General features: G+C 68.0%; 19 protein-coding genes. 8 read left to right on the forward strand and 11 right to left on the reverse strand.

Going from position 1 to position 18,977, the window contains the following annotated elements:
- Positions 1-8 precede the first annotated feature (8 nt).
- Positions 9-1,046 carry a Glu/Leu/Phe/Val dehydrogenase dimerization domain-containing protein gene (locus ACIBQX_RS13330; protein WP_397003922.1) on the forward strand — a complete coding sequence of 346 codons (1,038 nt, stop codon included), beginning with the start codon at positions 9-11 and terminating at the stop codon, positions 1,044-1,046.
- The gene (locus tag ACIBQX_RS13335; protein WP_397003924.1) at positions 1,030-4,323 is read left to right on the forward strand and encodes an indolepyruvate ferredoxin oxidoreductase family protein; all 3,294 of its coding nucleotides are present in this window, start codon (positions 1,030-1,032) and stop codon (positions 4,321-4,323) included. The genes ACIBQX_RS13330 and ACIBQX_RS13335 overlap by 17 nt, the downstream gene beginning before the upstream one ends.
- Positions 4,324-4,330: 7 nt before the next feature.
- On the opposite strand, the gene ACIBQX_RS13340 is transcribed toward ACIBQX_RS13335, so the two are convergent.
- From ACIBQX_RS13340 to ACIBQX_RS13360, 5 genes are all read right to left on the reverse strand, one after another.
- Positions 4,331-4,858, reverse strand: coding sequence for a ricin-type beta-trefoil lectin domain protein (locus tag ACIBQX_RS13340; protein ID WP_397003926.1), 528 nt, complete (start codon positions 4,856-4,858; stop codon positions 4,331-4,333).
- 409 nt (positions 4,859-5,267) lie between these two features.
- Positions 5,268-6,131: an NAD(P)H-binding protein gene (locus ACIBQX_RS13345; protein ID WP_397003928.1), complete on the reverse strand. Its 864-nt coding sequence runs from the start codon at positions 6,129-6,131 to the stop codon at positions 5,268-5,270.
- Positions 6,128-7,330, reverse strand: a complete 1,203-nt coding sequence (locus ACIBQX_RS13350; RefSeq protein WP_397003930.1) for a radical SAM protein — start codon at positions 7,328-7,330, stop codon at positions 6,128-6,130. Before ACIBQX_RS13350 ends, ACIBQX_RS13345 begins: the two co-directional genes overlap by 4 nt.
- Positions 7,331-7,861, reverse strand: a complete 531-nt coding sequence (locus tag ACIBQX_RS13355; protein ID WP_397003932.1) for a hypothetical protein — start codon at positions 7,859-7,861, stop codon at positions 7,331-7,333.
- 365 nt (positions 7,862-8,226) lie between these two features.
- Positions 8,227-8,832 (reverse strand): TetR/AcrR family transcriptional regulator, encoded by a 606-nt coding sequence (locus tag ACIBQX_RS13360; protein WP_397003934.1) that lies wholly within the window; start codon positions 8,830-8,832, stop codon positions 8,227-8,229.
- A gap of 167 nt (positions 8,833-8,999) precedes the next feature.
- Here ACIBQX_RS13360 and ACIBQX_RS13365 point away from each other — a divergent pair, with 167 nt between their 5' ends.
- Entirely contained in the window at positions 9,000-9,797 is a 798-nt protein-coding gene (locus ACIBQX_RS13365; RefSeq protein ID WP_397003936.1) for an alpha/beta fold hydrolase, read from the forward strand.
- A 653-nt stretch (positions 9,798-10,450) separates the two neighbouring features.
- Here the strand turns inward: ACIBQX_RS13365 and ACIBQX_RS13370 are convergent.
- Complete coding sequence (locus ACIBQX_RS13370) at positions 10,451-11,410, reverse strand: alpha/beta hydrolase (RefSeq protein ID WP_397003938.1); 960 nt, start codon at positions 11,408-11,410, stop codon at positions 10,451-10,453.
- A gap of 20 nt (positions 11,411-11,430) precedes the next feature.
- Between ACIBQX_RS13370 and ACIBQX_RS13375 the strand changes: the two genes are divergently transcribed.
- Positions 11,431-11,715, forward strand: a complete 285-nt coding sequence (locus tag ACIBQX_RS13375; protein WP_397003940.1) for a hypothetical protein — start codon at positions 11,431-11,433, stop codon at positions 11,713-11,715.
- Between the two features lie 100 nt (positions 11,716-11,815).
- Here the strand turns inward: ACIBQX_RS13375 and ACIBQX_RS13380 are convergent, their stop codons facing one another.
- Positions 11,816-12,073 carry a hypothetical protein gene (locus ACIBQX_RS13380; RefSeq protein WP_397003942.1) on the reverse strand — a complete coding sequence of 86 codons (258 nt, stop codon included), beginning with the start codon at positions 12,071-12,073 and terminating at the stop codon, positions 11,816-11,818.
- Between the two features lie 113 nt (positions 12,074-12,186).
- Here ACIBQX_RS13380 and ACIBQX_RS13385 point away from each other — a divergent pair, with 113 nt between their 5' ends.
- Both ACIBQX_RS13385 and ACIBQX_RS13390 read left to right on the forward strand, forming a co-directional pair.
- Entirely contained in the window at positions 12,187-12,897 is a 711-nt protein-coding gene (locus tag ACIBQX_RS13385; RefSeq protein ID WP_397003944.1) for a hypothetical protein, read from the forward strand.
- A 250-nt stretch (positions 12,898-13,147) separates the two neighbouring features.
- A complete protein-coding gene (locus ACIBQX_RS13390) occupies positions 13,148-13,564 on the forward strand; it encodes an NUDIX domain-containing protein (RefSeq protein WP_397005421.1) in 417 nt (138 codons plus the stop codon).
- 28 nt (positions 13,565-13,592) lie between these two features.
- Here the strand turns inward: ACIBQX_RS13390 and ACIBQX_RS13395 are convergent, their stop codons facing one another.
- Positions 13,593-13,817 carry a tetratricopeptide repeat protein gene (locus tag ACIBQX_RS13395; protein WP_397003946.1) on the reverse strand — a complete coding sequence of 75 codons (225 nt, stop codon included), beginning with the start codon at positions 13,815-13,817 and terminating at the stop codon, positions 13,593-13,595.
- Positions 13,818-14,106: 289 nt separating this feature from the next.
- Here ACIBQX_RS13395 and ACIBQX_RS13400 point away from each other — a divergent pair, with 289 nt between their 5' ends.
- Positions 14,107-14,673, forward strand: a complete 567-nt coding sequence (locus ACIBQX_RS13400; protein ID WP_397003948.1) for a dihydrofolate reductase family protein — start codon at positions 14,107-14,109, stop codon at positions 14,671-14,673.
- Between the two features lie 258 nt (positions 14,674-14,931).
- Here the strand turns inward: ACIBQX_RS13400 and ACIBQX_RS13405 are convergent, their stop codons facing one another.
- The 3 genes from ACIBQX_RS13405 to ACIBQX_RS13415 all read right to left on the reverse strand — a co-directional run bounded on the left by ACIBQX_RS13405 (position 14,932) and on the right by ACIBQX_RS13415 (position 18,069).
- On the reverse strand, positions 14,932-16,008 hold the full coding sequence (locus ACIBQX_RS13405) for an RNA polymerase subunit sigma-70 (RefSeq protein WP_397003950.1): 1,077 nt from the start codon (positions 16,006-16,008) through the stop codon (positions 14,932-14,934).
- Between the two features lie 1,030 nt (positions 16,009-17,038).
- On the reverse strand, positions 17,039-17,461 hold the full coding sequence (locus ACIBQX_RS13410; protein WP_397003952.1) for a hypothetical protein: 423 nt from the start codon (positions 17,459-17,461) through the stop codon (positions 17,039-17,041).
- Positions 17,458-18,069 (reverse strand): TetR/AcrR family transcriptional regulator, encoded by a 612-nt coding sequence (locus tag ACIBQX_RS13415; RefSeq protein ID WP_397003954.1) that lies wholly within the window; start codon positions 18,067-18,069, stop codon positions 17,458-17,460. The genes ACIBQX_RS13410 and ACIBQX_RS13415 overlap by 4 nt, the downstream gene beginning before the upstream one ends.
- Positions 18,070-18,213: 144 nt before the next feature.
- Here ACIBQX_RS13415 and ACIBQX_RS13420 point away from each other — a divergent pair, with 144 nt between their 5' ends.
- The gene (locus ACIBQX_RS13420; RefSeq protein WP_397003956.1) at positions 18,214-18,948 is read left to right on the forward strand and encodes an SDR family NAD(P)-dependent oxidoreductase; all 735 of its coding nucleotides are present in this window, start codon (positions 18,214-18,216) and stop codon (positions 18,946-18,948) included.
- The last annotated feature ends 29 nt before the right edge of the window (positions 18,949-18,977 follow it).

Raw genomic sequence — 18,977 nt, forward strand, 5'->3', positions numbered from 1 at the left:
GAACTGACATGTTCTCGCATGAGGAAGTCGTCATTCGGGCAGGCGAACGCACCGGACTTCCGGTGCTCGTCGCCGTCCACTCCACCACACTGGGCCAGGCCGTCGGCGGCTGCCGCGTCAACCACTACGCCGACTGGCGAGACGGCCTGACCGATGCGCTCAGGCTGTCCCAGGCCATGACCTACAAATGCGCGATCGCCGGTCTGGACAACGGCGGCGGCAAGACGGTGGTGGCTCTGCCCCCCGGACATGTCGTGGACAGCCGCCGCGATCTGCTTCACGACGTGGCCGACGTGGTGCACTCTCTCGGTGGCCGCTATGCGACCGCTCCGGACGTCGGCACCGGTCCCGAGGACATGGCGGTCATCAAGGAGAGAACGCCACACGTCTTCTGCACCCCCACTGAGCTCGGCGGCAGCGGAGACTCCTCCCCGGGGACGGCCGCGGGAGTGATGGCCGCGCTGAGCGCGGTCTGCGCGTACCTGGGCAAGAGCGGGCTCAAGGGCCGGAGAGTGGGCCTGCTGGGGCTCGGCCACGTCGGCGCGCATCTCGCCCGGCTGCTGGCCGCCGAGGGAGCCGAACTCCTGGTCGCCGACGTCGACCCGGCCAAGCAGGCGCTGGCCGACGAGGTCGGTGCCACCTGGCTCGGCCCGGATGAGGTCGTCACCGCCGAGCTCGACATCCTCGTCCCGGCCGCGCTGGGCGGACTGCTCACCGAGGAGCTCGTGCAGGGCCTGAGATGCGTGGCCATCGCCGGACCGGCCAACAACCAGATCGCCAGTCCGTCAGTGGCCCGGATGCTGCACGGCAAGGGCGTCCTTTGGGCGCCTGACGACATCGTCAGCGCAGGTGGCGCCATCTACGCCCACGCCGTCGAACTTCGCCACGAAACCCCGGCGCAGGCCCGAGCCCGCGTGGCGGGGATCGCCGACACTCTGAGCCGGGTGCTCGACAGCGCCGAGCAGGCCGGCGAGAGCCCCTACTTCACCGCTCAGGAGTTCGTTCGCGCACGTCTGGAAGGGGCGAGCCATGGCCTCGCTCGCTGACAAGTACACCCAGACCGACGGCCGGGTGCTGATGTCCGGGATTCAGGCCCTGGTACGGCTGACGCTGGAGCAACGCCGCCTGGACGAGGAGCGAGGGTTCGACACCCGGGTCTTCGTCAGTGGCTACCGGGGATCCCCGCTCGGCGGGGTCGACGTGGAAATGGAGCGGGCCGCCCCTCTGCTCGAACCCGCCGGTGTGGTGTTCAAGGCCGGGCTGAACGAGGAACTGGCGGCGACCGCCGTCGCGGGTACGCAGCTGCTGGCCCGCGCGCCGGGACGACGCCACGAGGCGGTGACCGGGTTCTGGTACGGCAAGAACCCCGGCCTGGACCGGGCGGCGGACGCCGTACGGCATGGCATGCTCGCGGGCACCGTCCCGCTGGGCGGCGCGGTGGCCTGGATCGGCGACGACCCCGCGTGCAAGTCGTCGACGGTGCCGAGCTCGTGCGAGCAGATGTGCCAGAGCCTGTCGATGCCCCTGCTCGCGCCCGGCACGGTCGGTGAGGTCATCGAGCTGGGGCTGCACGCCGTCGCGATGTCCCGGGCCAGCGGTCTGTGGGTGGGCCTGAAAATGCTCACCGATGTCGCCGACGGTTCGGCCACCGTGGACCTGGCCGGGCTGGGCTCAGGGATCCCGCTACCTGACCGTGATCGGGCTCTGTCTCCGGGGTCGGGCGCGGCGGCGGTGGAGGCCGAGTACGACATGCGGACCCGCCGCCTGGAACTGGCCCTCGCCTACAGCCGGGCGGCCGGGTTGAACCGCATCGTCTCCGATCCGGAGGGCGCCACGCTGGGGATCGTCGCGCCAGGCACCGCCTATCCCATGGTCCTGCGCGCGCTGGCCGACCTTGGCCTGGACGCGGAGCCGTACCGGCTGATCAAGCTGTCCATGCCCTTCCCCCTGTCTGACGAGGAGCTGGTGGAGCTGACCGCCGGGCTGACCCGGGTGCTGGTGGTGGAGGACAAGGTCAGCTTCGTCGAGGCGCGCCTGAAGGAGGCGCTCTACCGGCGTCCCGGCGCGCCCGAAGTGATCGGCCGCGCGCTGCTGACCGCGCGCGGCACGCTCGGTGCGGACGACGTGGCTCGGGCGCTGACCACCCTGACCGGCCACGCGGCCCCCGCCCCTCAGCCGCTCGTACGGCGTTCCCTGCCCATGGTGGCGGCCAGGGCGCCGTTCTTCTGCTCGGGCTGCCCGCACAACATCTCGACCCGCACCGATGACAAGACTCTGGTCGGGGTGGGCATCGGCTGCCACGCGATGGTCGCCTTGGACGGCAAGGGCCGGGGCACCCAGATCGGGTTGACCCAGATGGGCGGTGAGGGCGCGCAGTGGTTCGGGATCGCGCCCTTCACCGACGACCGCCACTTCGTGCAGAACCTGGGCGACGGCACCTTCCACCACTCCGGATCCCTGGCGATCCGGGCGGCGGTCGATGCGGGTGTCACGATGACCTACAAGCTGCTCTACAACGACGCGGTGGCGATGACGGGCGGCCAACGGGTCGAGGGCCGCTTGGATGTGCCGACGCTGACCAGGTGGCTGGCGCTCGAAGGGGTCACCAAGGTCGTCATCACCACCCCGGAGCCCGGCGACTACAGAGGTATCCGGCTGGATCCGATCGCGACCGTACGGCACCGCGACGACTTCGCCGAGGCGGAGCGGGAGCTCAGCGCGCTGAGCGGGGTCACCGTGCTCATCCACGACGACCGGTGTGCGGCGGAGGAGCGGCGCCTGCGCAAGCGGGGCAAGCTGCCCACACCGAAGGAGCGGGTAGCGATCAACGAGCGGGTCTGTGAAGGGTGCGGCGACTGCGCCGAGAAGTCGACCTGCCTGTCGGTGCATCCCACCGCGAACGGCAAGACCCGCATCCATCAGGCGTCCTGCAACTCCGACCTCAGCTGTCTCAAGGGCGACTGTCCGTCCTTCCTCATGGTGACACCGGGACGCAAGGAGAAGAAGGAGCTCCCGGTCGTGCCGGTGGACTTCCCTGATCCGGTACGGCGCTTCGCCGATGTGCTGATCCGGATGCCCGGCATCGGCGGTACCGGTGTGGTGACGGTGTCGCAGGTCCTCCAGATGGCCGCCAGTCTCGACGGCCTGCACGCCGCGGGGGTGGACCAGACCGGTCTGGCCCAGAAGGGCGGGCCGGTCGTCAGCGATCTGCGGATCTCCGCCGAGCCCATCACCGGGGCGGTCAGGGCGTCGCAGCGCACTGTCGACGTGCTGCTGGGCTTCGACCTGATCGGGGCCGCCAGTGACGTCAACCTGAGCACGGCTCGGCCCGGCCACACGGTCGCCGTGGTCAATACGGCGCTGGTGCCCACTCTCGGCATGGTGACCCACCGGGTGCCCCTTCCGACCTCCCCGGCGAACGCGTTGGAGCGCGTCGAGTCGGTGGCCGAGACGCTCTGCCTGGACGCGCTCGGGCTGGCCGAGAAACTGTTCGGCGACCACCTGCCCGCCAACATGGTGCTTGTCGGCGCGGCTTTCCAGTATGGCTGTCTGCCTCTGACCGCGGACGCGATCGAGGAGGCCATCCGGCTCAACGGCGCCGCGGTGGAGGCGAACCTCGCCGCGTTCCGCAGTGGCCGCGCCTCCGTCGTCAACCCCTTGGCCACAGGGGATGTGGAGCCTGTGGAGCCCTCGGGCATGGCTGTGTGGGTCGACGACCTGACCGACTACCAGAGCTCGGCCTACGCCCGTCGCTTCACCGAGGCGGTCTCGCAGGCAGAGGCCGCCGTCGATGGCAAGGTCGACCAGGAGACCGGCAAGGAGATCGTGACGGCGTATGCCAGGAGCTTGCACCAGCTCATGGCGTACAAGGACGAGTATGAAGTCGCCCGCCTCCACCTGGACCCCGTGGAGCAGGCTCGCGTGGTGGCTGAGCACGGACCGGGCGCCAAGGTCGCCGTCCTGCTGCACCCCCCTGTGCTGCGCGCACTCGGTATGAAGCGCAAGATCAGGCTTCGCCGTACGGCGAGACCGCTCTTCACAGTGCTGCGGGCGGCCAGGAGACTTCGCGGGACCCCGCTCGATGTCTTCGGCTTCGCGCGAGTCCGCCGGGTGGAGCGGGAGCTCATCGCGGAGTACCTGCTCTTGATGACGAGCGCCTTCGCGCATCTCACCTCCGATACGGCCAAGCAGGTGCTCGGCATCGCCGAGTTGCCAGAGCGAATCCGCGGCTACGAGGAGATCAAACTTGCCCGTGTCGCAGAATTTCGTGACGAAGCCGCTCGGGCGCTCGCCCAGCTTGATGAAATCCGGACCGGTGCGTGAAAGGCGCTCATCGCGGATTCCCGGGCCAACCGGACCACCAGGTCCCGCCGCCGGTCTGCGGGTTGCGGAACATGGCGACCTGGTTCTCCGAGGCCGCGTCCACGAGAACTTCGTTGCTCCCGACGTAGTCCTCGCTCAGGACGGTGCTGTAGGAGACCTGCGGAGGCCCGAAAACCGGTCCCGCCACGTCGAGGGACCACAGTTGCTCGGCCTCGGGGTCGCCGCTCTGCTGTTCGACGACGACCTGCCCGCCGGAGGTGTCCGGGGCGGTCAGCACGTAGCCGGTCTGCCGGCTGACAATGTAGCCGTCGCTGGTCACGTTCCAGAGCTGGAGCTGGTTGGTGGCGTCAAGGGTCTGAACGACGACCCCGGCACCCTGTGACGCGTCGGCAGGGGCGAGCACCAGTGAAGCGTCCAGCCGGCTGATGATGTGGCCATCGCCGGGCACGCACCACAGCTCGTTCTGCGCGTCGGCGCTCTGCGGACCGGCGACGACGGAGGCACCGGGAGAAGGAGTGCCCTGGACCTCGAGCACGTACTGCTATTCCTGGCTCGCGACGTAGAAGATCAGGGTCGGGGAAGGTGTGGTCGCCATGGTCCACCGCTTTCTTGAGCTCGCCCGATACGGGCTTCAGAATGCGGCGGCTCGGCGAACCTGGCCGCGACACGACGCGCCACTTGAGACAACCGGCTCCACTGGTTTGCCGAAATCAAAAGCGGGCGTCACGGGTGATCACGGCATTGCTTGGATGCTTCCCGGCCGCCGCAGGCCCTGCCAGCCGATGGTGAAGTCTCGGTAAAGAGGGTGTGGCCTGCCGAGCCAAGGGCTGGGCGCTGCCGTCTGAGCCAGATCCGTGCCTGAATGGGTGACAAACTTTCGGGGCATTCGGTCCGACGGAATATCGCTCTCCGCCAGCAAGGAGAGCGGCCACCCTGGCGAACGCTCAGCCGACGGCCAGGGCGGTACGGAGCGCCTCCTCGTTGAGTTGGTGAGGGTGGCCGAGGATCCGATCCAGGTCATCACCCTCTGGGGAGAACTCGCCGCGGCTGGTCGCCTCGTACAGGTCCGATAGCGCTTCAGCGACCTCTTCGGTGGCGCCGACGCTCTTCAGCTCGGTGGCGACGCTCGCGGCGTCCACCTCGCGGAGCGCGATCTCCCGACCGGCGAGCAGCGTGAAGACCGATGCGATGCCGAGCGCGGTCAGGCCGAAGCCGGACAGCTTGAGGACTTCCCCCTCGTGACCGCCGTCAGCCAGCACGATGGCCGCCGCTTCGGCGTAATCCGTCAGCGCGGCGGGCGCCATCGAGCGCCCGCCGAACGCGCAGACGAACTCGCCGCCGGTCATGGCCAGCCGTGCGGCCGGCAGCAGCGCCTCGCTGTGCAGGTTGTTGCGGAGGATGGTGAACGGCACCCCGCTCCTGCGTACGGCGCCCTCCAGCGCGTGGTGCCACTTCAGGTTGGTGCGCTCGCTGTTGATGATGCCCAGGTGGACGAGGTGTGGTACGCCCGCCTCGGCCATGGCCTTGATGCGGGCCGCGGCCAGGTCGATGCTGCCACGTGGCGTCTGCCGGCGGATCCAGCCAGGTGGCGGATTGCTCAGCACGCGCTCGGCCTCGGCGAAGAGCACCGCCTCTCCACCTGGCTCGGCGTAGTCCTCCCGCCGGACCTCGACGCCCAGGGCGGCGAGGTCCGCGGCCTGCGCTGGATCGGTGGTGGTCACGGCCACCCGGCCGGCGGGGACGCGGTCCAGCAGATGCCGCACGACCAGGCGCCCGTAGGGGCTGGTTCCGTCGGTAACCACGATCATTGGGGCACCTTCCTCAGCGACAACTGACCGCCCGCCTCGGGCTCCTCGGCGCGCCGACGTAGCTCCGCCAGATCGACTCGGCCTTCAGCGGTGAGCAGCCCGTCTGTCCGGAGGCGTTCCTCGATGTAGTGCTGTACGGGTAGGGCAACGCCGCACAAGAGCCGACCGTCACGGTCGCGCCGGCGTTGCTCCGGGGTCGCCTCGCCCATGAAGAAGCCGGAGCACGAGCCGAAGTATCGGCAATCGGCGCAGGCGTCCTGCACCCGCGCCCGTGATTGGGCAAGAGCGAGCGCGAAGCCGGCGGATCGGCGCATGTCCGCGAAGGAGTCGCAGAAGATGTTCCCATGACGGAGCGAATCGTCGTAGGCGTCGCCGTTGCTGTACATACCGCCGTCGGTGTCGATGATGAAGACGGCCTCGCCGTGCTCTTTGTCGTAGTAGCGGTGCCCCCGACCGCACACGTGTGACAGTACGTTCGACACGTACGTCTCCACCGGCTCCACCCGGATGGGTATGGCGGAGGCGAACCACCGGTCGGTGGCGACCTTCAGTGCCGCGACTATCTCGCTGTCCGACAGCTCGTGCGGCGCGAGCTGGCCGGCGTACCCCGTGCGATAGATGGGCAGGAAACGGAAACTCAGCCGCAAGTCCTCGAAGAATGTGTAGATGTGTTCGACGTATGGCGCGGTCGCCTTGGAGAGCACGGAGATACAGCCGAAATGAATACCGGCATCCACCAGCTCCTGCATGCCACGAAGAACCTTGGGTTGGGCATCCGCGCCGAACCGATTGACCCGATTTCCGCCAAATAGATCGACCGAAACGCCGACCTCGTCGAACACGTCCCGCAGCACCGAAACAATCTCCGGCCGGACGACTGTGAGATTGGTCTGCACCGCGTTGGTGAACGGCAATTCCAGCGGGTCGAAGACCTCATGCTGGCATTGCAGCACGCGTCGGTAGAAGTCGGCCCCCATCAGCAGAGGCTCACCGCCATGCCAGACGAAATCCAGCCGACGCGGATGCTCGCGGAAATAGTCGCCTACCGTGGTGAACATCATCCGGACGTCATCCAGCGACATGGCGGCTGTGTCGCCAAGCGACGGGAACTCGTAGCAGTAGCGACAGCGCAGGTTGCAGAACTTGGAGACCTTGACCACGAACTCCGCGTACGGCGGGCCGCCGGGTGCGGGCGGCATCTACTGCTCGGCCGATTGCTGCATGCGCATGAAAGCGGCCAGCACCCGGGACTGGCTCAGCATCCGGACCCGTTCGGACACCGGACTGATCAGCTCGCCCTCGTCGACCTCACCCTCCACCTCGTCGAATTTCGGCTTTGGCGGGCCCTTGTCGAGGAACTTCTCGTGGAACGGCGGCCCGTTGTGTGGCGAGTCGACGAAGAAATCAGGATACTTCGTCGCGCCGGCCAGCCTGAGTCGGTCGATCGCGGCCATCCGGGAAGCACGAACCTCGGTTCCCTTCAATTCGGGCGGCCCGACGAATTCATGGAACTGCGCCTGCGGAGACTCCATGAAGAAATCTGCATAGGAGTCCGGCTGCGCCATCACCTCGGCCGCGTACGTCTCCTCAAGGGTCATGGCGTAGAGCCGACTGTAGGCATTGTCCGAGATGTCCGAAAGTGCGTTTGGCTGCCAGTGTTTCGGGGCGTTCTCGATGCGCGCCCGAGCGCTCGGTGCTTCGCCGCCATTGGGCGTGGTCGCGTCAGCCATTTCGGCCTCCGTTCTAGGAGCAGGCCCCCAAGCCATAGTTATCGCCGTATCGGTTCGGGTCAAGCGCCGGCGATCCTGCAAGGACGGCTCGGCGAAATTCTCGCCGAGCTACATCGGCAGGCACGGGCGGCCGGGCCGACCGGCGACCAGCGCAAAGGCCTGAGACGTGCGCCAAGTATCTGACGGCCAAGCGCGGCTGCCTCCACTACGCCGGCGCACTGGGAGTGCGTCAACGGGACGCAGTGGGGCTGCTTGGTTCAGGGCTTGGTGAGCTCGGTGCTGATTGTAGAAGTGTTCGTACTCGCGCAGGGCGTGCCGCACCTCGAGTTACTCGTCACGCGCGCCCGTGCCGAAGGCCGTTCGGGTCACGGTTTGAGGGCAAGCCGGGTGGATCGCTCGGCTTCGTCGATGATCGCTTTGACTCGCGCCGGGGGTGGGGTCGAGATCAGCTGCAGTGCAATCCCGCGGAGGAGGCCAACGAGGGACACGGCCATCGCCTCCGGGTCGGCATCTGCTCGCACCGAGCCGTCGCGGATCCCGTCGCGGACCTTGTCGGCGAGGAGCCGACGGAAGCCGGCGTCATGTTCCGCGTAGAGCGGCATCAGGACGGGATCGGCGGCAATCGCCTCGCCCCACATCTGCAGGAACGCGCCAGCAGACGGACGTCGGCTGGTGACGTTCTCGAGGTAGGCGCGAACCGTCTCCGCCAGCCAGTCCGCGGCGCTGTCCCCAAGCTCCGGGAGGGTGAAGGTCTGAGCATCGCGCATCACCGCGCGGAGCAGATTCTCGCGGCTGCCGAAGTGATGAGAGACGATCCCCCGGCTGTAGCCGGCGGCCTCACCGACCTCAGCCAGGGTGAGCGCGCGTGACCCGCGCTGGGCGATCAGCGCCGTCGCGGCGGCTAGCACCTTGCGTTCGGCCTCTTCGCGACGCTCTCGCTGCGTGCGGCGAGCGGGAGGCTGATCGGGCATCAGGACTGCTCGGACATCGAGTCGGCCAAGCATGTGGTCCGCCGGATCTGACGCAGGCTGCCGCCGCTGGCACTTCGGATCCTCATGTCGGCCAAGCATACGGCCAGGGCGGCGCGAACTGCTACGATACTTGCGTGTTAACAAACAAGTATCTGAGAGGTGGTTTTGTGTCGCGCACTCCATTCGTCCTCGTCCACGGCAACCCCGAGACCGCGGTCATCTGGGGACCGCTCATCGGGGAGCTCGACCGGGCCGACGCGGTCGTCCTGTCCCCGCCCGGGTTCGGCGTCCCCACGCCCCGCGGCTTCGACTCGTCGACGACGGCCTATCGAGACTGGCTGGCGTCTCAGCTGGAGCTGTTCCGCGCTCCGGTCGACCTGGTCGGTCACGACTGGGGCGGAATCCACGTCGCGGCGCTGGCCATGAGTCGTCCGGATCTGATTCGCAGTTGGGCCTCCGATGCCCTGGGCGTGTTCGCGCCCGACTACCTCTGGCATCCGCGGGCACAGGTGTGGCAGCAGGAGGGCCCAGGGGAAGCCTCGGTGCAGGAGTTGTGGGGAGGCGATCTGCAGCAGCGACTCGCGGTGACGTCGGCCCTCGGTATGACCGGGCGCATGGCGGAGCGGGTCGCGGCAGGCATGGATCCCGAGATGGGTCGCGCCGTCCTCAAGCTGTTGCGGTCGGCACGACAGCCGGCGATGGCCGAAGCGGGACGGCTGCTGCCGAACGCCGCACAACGTCCGGGGCTCGCTCTCATCGCCGTTGACGACTTCGAGAGAGCCAGCGGGACGTTGGTGCAGCACGAGTGGGCAGCGCGCCAATCGGGCGCAAGGATGGCGCATCTGGAGGGCGTGGGCCACTGGTGGCCGGAGGAGACGCCGGCGCCGGTTGCTGAGGCTCTGACGAACTTCTGGGCAGAGCTGCCGGATACCGAAAGGGCTCCTGCGATCGACTCCCGGGGGTAACGCCCGCGTACCCACGGCCCGCGAACCAGCCTCGCGCTTTCACGCGGGTTGTGGGCGATCTGATCGTTTACCAGAGAAAAAGGCCTCTGAGCTGGGATGATAGGGCTTTCCTAGAAGTACGTGTCAGCCCGTGCGAGAGGCACTTCTCACGTGCGGCCTATCGACCGCCGGCCGAGCGGCCGCCACGAGCGGTGCACGACCCGGGAAAGGCATCGAATGGTGCATCGAACGCACCGGCCTGACCGGCGAATTGGCAGAGCGAGCCCGCCGAGCAGCCGCGAACAACCGGTGGGACGGATCCGACAGCATGGACTTGCGCCGCAACGAATAGTCGAACGGCCTCCGGAAGTGCGGGCTGCGCGCCGCGCTGGAAGCGCCGACCCCGCACAGGCGGCGGCAAAACCACAGGTCAGTTGATAGGGCTTCCGAGCCGTGCCCACGCATGCAGGGGTGCAGAATCGGCGCCGCGGCGGCGCCGAGTCGGTTGCAGGTCCGGGCACGGCCGCCGGGCGAGCGCGATTTCCTGCTCTCCCCCGCCGGTCGGCGCGCACCAGATGCTCAGTACTGGCGCACGGGGCAGTTGTGCCCAGATCGCCCTCACGGCACCCGCCGGCGTTTTGGCAGGCAGAGGTGACCGGCGCCCGCCGCCAAGCTCAGAGTCGTCGGCGGTGCCGGTCCAGGAAGTCACGGACCGCGGCGGCGAGCTCGGCGTCCTCGGGGCTGGTGCCGCCGAAGCCGCCGTGTGGCATGGCCTCGAAGACGTGCAGTTCGGCTTCGACACCGGCCGACAGCAGCTTGCGGTGCATGCGGACGGTGTTGGACAGGAACAGGTCCCGGGTGCCGGATTGCAGGAAGGTGGGCGGGAAGCCGGACAGGTCGGCGAACAATGGGGACAGGTAGGGGTGGGAGAGGTCGTACCCGTTCGCGTAGAGCTCGTTCACCTCCCGCAGGCTTGACAGGACGTTGTCGATGCCGGCGTTGGTGTGGAAGCTGTCGCCGGACTCGGCGAGGTCGACCTCCGGTGTCCGTAGCACCAGCGCCGCCGGCATCGGAAGCCCTTCGTCCTTGGCCCGCACCAGCAGTGCGGCGGCGAGGTTGCCGCCGGCTGAGGCGCCGCCGACGAAGACGTCGGCGGGATCGCGGACCTTCAGCAAAGCCTGGTAGACGGCGAGGCAGTCATCGAGCGCGGCGGGATAGGGATCCAGTGGCGGCATCCGGTAGTCGATGCTCCAGGTGGTCATCCCGGTGTTCAGCGCGGTTTCGGTGCAGCTGTGAGCGCACAGGTCGCCGCCGCCGTAGAGGAGGGCGCCGCCGTGGATGTCGAGGTAGATCGGCCCTTCGTCGGTGGCCGTGCCGCCCTCGGCACGCAGGACGTAGGTGTGGACGCCGGCGACCTGTGTGTCCTGGGCGGCGACCGGCGACGGAAGGGCTCGGTCTGCGAGCCAGGCGCGGATGTAGCCGTCGGTCTGCTCGACCAGGCGCAGCCAGCCGTCGGTGTCTTCCCGTTCGGGAAGAGAGGGCGCCTGCGTCGGAGGCGGCTGCGTCAGGAATTGGCGGGCTGCCTTGCTGAGGTGTGCGGGGATCGGCAGCGGAGGATGAGAGGGGAGGTTCATGGGGGTGTCTCCTTCAATTGATGATCAAGGCGGAAGCCGGCTTGTTCTGTCTCCTGCTGGAGCCGATCGCCACGTCAGGCTCGCCGTGGAACGGTTTCACGGCTCTCCCTGATCTCAAGGGCGTCTCCAGTGATCGCGGGTTTCGCGTGAGCGGGGAGCAGGTCTGGACGATCGCTTCACAGCTCGATGATCGCGAACGGCATCCCCCCGCACATCCGACCATGGGCCCACAGCGGTACTGGCCGATAGTCGGAGAACGAGACCGTACTTTCGCCACTTTCGCCGCGCTCGACGGTGGACTGTGACGTCACGTGGCCCGGGGGCGTGGTGTCGGCGCTGGTCAGCGAGGTCTGGGCTGGAGGTCGACGACCTTGCTGGGGGCTGTCGGCGGTATGTCGAGCGGTGTCATTCCAGTGGGGCTGGTGCTGGGATCGGGAAGTGATCGGAGTCGAGCCGCCTTCCGGAGGACGCGGTGCGGTCGGTGTTCGTGGTAGGTGTCGCGATGACGTTCGCACCCCGACGGCTGGGACGCTCGGTCAACACCCGCACGAACACGCCGATATGCGCCCGGCTGGCCGTCACCGGGTCGACCCCCTCGCGCTCGCACACCTCCAGGTACTCGGCCGCCCGCGCATGCCGGCTCAGCACCGCAAAGATGATCAAACGGCAGATGGTCGGCCGCGCCGGGCTTCCGCTGCTACGCAAACGGGTCCTGCTCACAGCGGCAGGCCATGCACTCATTGCCCGCAACGGCGTCGGACTGGGACCATCCCAGCGTGCTGATCACGGGCTATGAGAACGATCCGCTGGTCGACGGCTCCGCGCTCCTCATCGACCCGGTCTTGTGGGCGCTCCACGCCATGATGGTCGGGGCCACCGGGCTCGATGACCCCCAGCGTGACTTCGGCGTGGACACCGAGGACGCCGAAGAACTCTGCGAGCAGTTGTTCGACCCCGACCACTGGCCCGTCTTCACGGTCCCGCTTCACAGCGGAGCCGCCCTCCACGTCATCTACCGCAACCTGGCCGACGACATGGGCCTGGACTACCTGCTCTCACATCCGGACTGGCCACACGATCTTCAGTTGGCCGCCGTTGAGGGCTCCTTCGTCGGGCCAGGACTCTCCTGGCACGAACTGATCACCATCGCCCACCAGCCACCCACCTCCGCCCCGGCCAGCACCGGGGACCCTGCCAGGCGGCTCCTCCTGCTGCTGCCCGCTCTGGGAGATGCGGACCTACCCGACAGCGCAGTACCCGCCCTCACCGCGGCGCTGACCCACACCACCGCCAGCCCAGCACCCCAGCACGTCGCCGAAACCCTGCTCCGGAAGAACCAGGCCTACTGGCAGCCCGCCCACTGGGCGAAACTGGCCAACGGCGCTCTGGTCTGCGACGAACGCTACAGTCGCCGATGCCCCTGGCATCCCCGTGCCTTCACCCCCGACCAAGCCCTTGCCATCACCCAAGCACTCACCGGAACCTGATCCCAGCCGGGCCCCCGTCAGCCGACGCCTTCACGAGATTTGGGCCAGCTCCGAGTTCCGGCACCAGATCTCGCTGAGTTCGGCACCAGCGGAATCTCGCCGATCTCGATGTTCGTGAGTTTGGGCGTCACCCCTCGGTGGTGGCGGGATACGTCTGTCGTCGGCCGGCACACCGCTCATGCAGGGTGACGGGTATCGGAGGCGGGACGCGCCTTGTCTGCGGCAGATCCGCATGGGTCAGAATGTGCCGATGACGATCTCCGCTGACGACTCCGGTCCCGTCCGGATTGTGACGGCCGTTCTTCGCGACGGCGATCGGGTGTTGTTGTGTCATCGAAGCGCTGGACGCCGTTGGTATCCCGACGTGTGGGACCTGCCGGGCGGTCATGTCGAGGAGGGGGAGGATCCGAAGGAGAGCCTTGTCCGCGAGCTTCGGGAGGAGCTGGGAATCACGGCGTCGGAGCCGTCCGGCCCGCCGATGCATGAGATCCGGACCGCGACGTTCGACATGCAGATCTGGTTGGTCGACAGGTGGACCGGAACACCCGTCAACGCCGCGCCGGACGAGCACGACGCTGTGGCGTGGTTCGAGACGTCCGACCTCGACAGCCTGCGTCTGGCCCATGAGTCGTATCTCTCGATGCTCGCCGCCGTGCTCGTCACGTGACGTCGCTCCGGAAGCCAGGGATGTGCGCTCAGTTGCCCAGACGGTGAGCATCCCCCACCTCCCGAAAGATGGCGGCGGCGTCCTGGTGGGCGGTGATCGCCTCCTCGAAGCGCCGCACCTCCTGCAGGGCGTTCCCGAGGTTGTTCAGCGCCTGGCCTTCGCCGCGCCGGTCGCCCAGCTCCCAGCCGCCGCCCGGCTGCCGACACTGCCAGGAGATCTTCAGGGCCCAGCCGCACGCGAGAGTGCCGTTCATCCGGGGGAAGCGGTGCTGCCGCTCCTTGTCCGGGTCGTAGGCGTCCGAAGCCAGTGGGATGAACTTGCCGCACAGGTCAGCGGAACGACGCAGCGGTCAAAAAGAGCTGGCTGCGCCGCTACCCGTACCAGGGTGAAGTCGAGATCCGGGGGTAGTGCTCGAGCCCAGCCGAGTACGCCGTGCCGAGTCCGAACGCGAGAACTACCTGCGGAGGCAGATCGCGCACCGATTAGGTTTCCGCGCCGTACCCGTCTGTACGTGTGAGATCGACTCACGGAAGGCTGGCACGATGCGGAAACTGATCTTCGGCATGAACGTGACCCTGGACGGCTACATCGCCGCGACCGGCGACGACATCGGCTGGGGCGGGCCGCCGAGCGACGAGCTGTTCCAGTGGTGGCTCGACCAGGAGCGGGCGAGCGAGATGTCGCTGTACGGGCGCAAGCTGTGGGAGACGATGAGCTCCTACTGGCCGACCGGCGACCAGCAGCCCAACGCCACCCCGGCGCAGATCGAGTTCGCGCGGAACTGGCGGGACACGCCGAAGGTGGTGTTCTCCTCGACGATCGACAAGGTCGACTGGAACACCCGCCTGATCACCGGCGACGCGGTCGCCGAGATCACCCGGCTCAAGGCCGAAAACGGCGGCCCGATGAGCATCGGCGGCGCAACGCTCGCCGGGGCTGCCATGCGGGCCGGGCTGATCGACGAGTACGCCCTGGCCACCTACCCGGTCCTGGCGGGCGGCGGCACGCCGTTCTTCACGGCGCTGGACAGCTGGGTGAACCTGAGCCTGGTGGAGACGCGGACGTTTCCCGGCGGCGTGGTGCTGAGCCGATACGAGACGAGGCGATGAGCACGGGCCAGATGCTCGGCTCGTGAGGCCAGGCCGAAATCCTTCCTGGCGTGCTCACCGTGCCCCTCGGCTATGAGGGAATCTTCCCAGGGCCCTTCCTTGCGTTCCGAGTGAGCTGTTGACCGACTTGCTGGAAATGAGGGACGACGGCGTCGTTGATCGTGACGATGTTCTTCGGGCATGAAGATGCCCCGCCGGCAACGCCGGCGGGGCGGTGGGGTTCGCGTTGTCGCGTTGGTGTTCAGCTGGTGGGGGTGCTCATTCCGCGGTGACTTCGGTGACGGCGGCCCGTGCGCTGGACTCGTCGACGATGGGGCCATTGTCTGATGACAGTGTCGGGGGCAGGCCCAGCCATGGTTTGTCGGTGGCGTCGAATCCGGTGAGCTCGGCGATCTTCCCGTCGACGATGTGCAGGACCGCGATGTTGAACAGCCGGTACTCCGGGTCGTCGGGGGTGCGGAGGTACAGCACGGCGGCAGGCATGCGGTTGACCGTCGTGGTGATACAGCGCCAGTCGTCGTAGCCGCGCTGGAAGAGCCCGCCGGAGACCCAGCCGTCCACCGCGTCCTTGGCCGTCATGTTCAAGGTGCCCGGCTCGGGCAGCATCGCGAAGCGCAGGTCGTCGCGCAGCAGGGACATCAGCCCGTCGAGGTCGTTGCGCTCATGAGCGTCGATATACGACTTCACCACGCCGCGCTCGTCATTCGACAGCTCGTGGGTGGCGGGGGTCCGCCAGTCGAGGCGGCGGTCGGGCAGCTGCTCGCGCATCGTCACACGGGCCCGCTGCAGTGCGCTGGTCACCGATGCGACGGTCAGCTCGAGGGCGTCGGCGGCTTTCGACGCCGGCCAGCCGAGGACGTCGCGCAGGATGAACGCCGCCCGCTGCCGCGGCGGCAGGTGCTGGACGGCGACGATGAACGCCAGCTCGATCGTTTCCCGCGCCACCACCGATTCCTGTGGGTCCTCGGGGAGCATCCGGTCGGGGTACGGCTGCAGGTACAGCACCTCGGAGCCGGGGTCCGGCAGCTCGGACGGTACGGGTGTGCGGTCGTTGCGCTTCTCCAGGAAGTCGAGGCAGGCGTTCGTCGCGATCCGGTACAGCCAGGTCCGCAGGGTCGCGTGGCCCTTGAACGACTCCCGCTTGTTCCACGCTCGCAGGAACGTCTCCTGCGTCATGTCCTGGGCGTCATCGTAGTTCGCGAGCATCCGGTAGCAGTGCACCTGCAGCTCACGCCGGTGGCGCTCCGTGATGAGTGCGAACCGCGCCGTGTCGCCTGAGCGGACCGCCGCGATGAACGTGGCCTCGTCGGCGCCCAGCAGTCTGGCGTCGGTCATGGTCATCAATCCTTCCACAGGTGCGTGAGGGCTAACAGAACTGACGATGTGGCGGAGGATTTCTGATCGGTGAGGCCGCTGACACCGGGCCGTTCGCCAGGCAGGAGGATGGGTCGGGGTCGATCCAGGGGACGTGCTCCGGGTCGGGCACACCCTCGATGTCGAGGTGGGGCCAGCACATCTTTGCCGGTCAGCCATATCCGCCCGATTTCGGCGAGTACTACGGAGAACGCCGCGCAGGTCCGCGCGAATCAGGTCCGCGCCAGCCAGGACCGTGTCGCCCATGAACGCGCCGGCCAGTCAGGTCCACGTCATGCAGAACTGCGTTGGACAGGTCCGCTCTGGGAAAGCGGCTGAGGGAGAAATCTGCACGGCCAGTAACCTCGCCGCCCTTGTTCAAGGCGGTCAGGGTGGGAGCAATGTTCAACGCCGCGACCACATCGGCAGGGGGACGCATGGGGGCGGGGACGCGGCTTACCTTCCGGAACATCGCCCACGTCGGCATCGTGGAGAAGGTCCGCTCCAACGGCACCATCACCACGATCGAGGGCAACCACGGTGACCGGGTGGCGCACGTCAAGCGCTCGGGTTCGATCGTGGGCCCACGGCTACTGGGCCTGACGACTCCTCGGCCCACGCCGGCTTCCCGGCGTGGGCCTTTGTCGCTAGATGCAGATGGGGACCGGCGGCGGGAGGCAGACGATGGGGGCGGGCGCGGCACTCGCGGAAGCTGCGGTGCCAGCGACAAGAGCGCTGGCGGCCAGCACGGTGGCCGACACTGTGAGCAGGATGCGGCGGCACATGACGTGATCTCCGTTCTCAGGAGCGGGCGGGTCCCCATGGTTATCGCCGGACTATCCGGTTACCGAACGTGCCAAGCCAGTCACTTATAGCTGTCTTCGCAGCTAGACGGGCTGTCAGCGAATACAGAGCTTCGGGCCGGTAGGGCTGGTAGGGCTGACCGCCAGCAGATACAGAAGTCGAAACAGCACAAGAGCAAAGCCCAGAAGACCAGGTCAGAGCCTCTGCATCACTTCTGGCACCGGACAGACCAGTGTGAACGGGTGGCCGGGACGAGGTCCCGCAGCCGGGCGGTGAAGACCTCGCCGTATTCGGCTGCAGCCGCAGCGTAAGGTCCCTGGCTTGCCCGATACCGGGCCGCCGTGTACGCAGCGCCTGCTGCCGCTCCGATCGTCTCGTCTGAGCTGTCCGGCAAGGCGCTGAGGCTGTTCAGCACTACGGCAGCGTGCGGGGCCAGCCGTTGCCAGGCCGACCACGTCGGCGGGTCCTCGATTTCCTCGGCGGCTTCTGCCGCGGCCTTCAGCGGGCGGGCGGCCAGTTCCGTAACAGCCAGCAGGTCCGGGTCAGGTGCCGGGCGGCTGGTGTCGCGTACCAGCGGGTGCAGCCGCGCGACCGGCAGCGCGTCCAGCCCGGCCGCGGAGTGCCAAGTCAACTTGACACTTCCTCCCGTCGCCGGTCATCGCCGGCTGTGGCGGGGATGGCGTTGTCGATGAGGACGGCGGCGATGGCGGCGGCGGCGGGGAAGGCGTCGGCGTTGAGGACCCGAGTGCGGGCCGCGGCGCCGTCGATGAGCAGCGCGAGCTGCTCGCCGAGCTGTTCAGGGTCGGCGGCGCCGGCTTCGCGGGCGGTGTCGGCGAGCCGCGCGGCGACGGCTTCCTTGTAGTCGCGTGCGTACTGGGATGCGGGGTGCTGAGGGTCATGGAGTTCGACGGCGGCGGCGATGTAGGGGCACAGGGGGGTGGTGGGGGGGATGTCGAAGGCGGCGAGGAGCCGTTCGCGGGGCGTGAGGTCGGTGCGGTCGAACAAGCCGGACAGAACGGAGGGGTCGAACCGGCGCAGGTACTCGGCGACGAGTTCGTCCTTGCCGGCGAAGTGCTGGTAGGCCGTGCGCTTGGACACCTGGGCCGCCGCGCAAAGCTGGTCCATGCCGGTGCGGTTGATGCCCTGCTCGCGGAACAGCTGCTGGGACGCGCTGAGGATGCGCTCGCGGGCGCCCCGGCCGCGGCGGCGGCCCTTGGGGCCCTTCTCCAACTCCGTCATGGGTCCATGATACCCCAGCTGGGTAACGACCGGTGTACATAGTTTGCGTCCCGGCCGCCCGCCCAGTACCGTAAGCAAACAGATCGGTGTACATAACACTGTCACCCCAGGTGCGCACGGCACCATCGACCCACAGGAGAGACCATGGGAAAGCTTGACGGCAAGGTAGCGGTCATCACCGGCGGCACCACCGGCATGGCGCTGGCCGGCGCGAAGCTGTTCGTCGACGAGGGAGCGCACGTCTTCATCACCGGCCGCAGAAAGGACGTCCTGGACGAGGCCGTGAAGCAGATCGGCCGCAACGTCACCGGCGTCCAGGGCGACGCCGCCGACCTGGACGACCTGGACCGCCTGTACGACACCGTCAAGCGGGAGAAGGGCAGCCTCGACGTGCTGTGGGCCAGCGCCGGCGGGGGCGAGCCCGCCCCGCTCGGCGAGATCACCGAGGCCCAGTTCGACACCTGGTTCGGGCTCAACGCCCGCGGCACTCTGTTCACCGTCCAGAAGGCCCTTCCACTCTTCAACGACGGCGGCTCCATCCTCATGACCGGCTCCAACGCCTCCCTCGGCGCCTTCCCCGGCTGGAGCGTCTACGCCGGCAGCAAGGCCGTCCAGCAGGCCTGGGCCCGCGTCTGGCTCAACGAGCTCAAGGACCGCCGCATCCGCGTCAACGTCCTGACCCCCGGCCAGGTCGCCACCGCCAAGCAGGAAGAACTCTTCGACGAGGCCACCAGGCGCCAGTTCGAGTCCCTCATCCCCCGCGGCCAGATGGGCCGTCCCGACGAAATCGCCACCGCTGCCCTCTTCCTCGCCTCCGACGACTCCAGCTACGTCAACGGCATGGAACTCGTCGCCGACGGCGGCACCACCGCCATCTGAACCGAACGACTCACAACCAGGGCAGGCAT

Source organism: Nonomuraea sp. NPDC049714 (assembly GCF_044465295.1).
In the GTDB taxonomy this organism is placed as follows: domain Bacteria; phylum Actinomycetota; class Actinomycetes; order Streptosporangiales; family Streptosporangiaceae; genus Nonomuraea.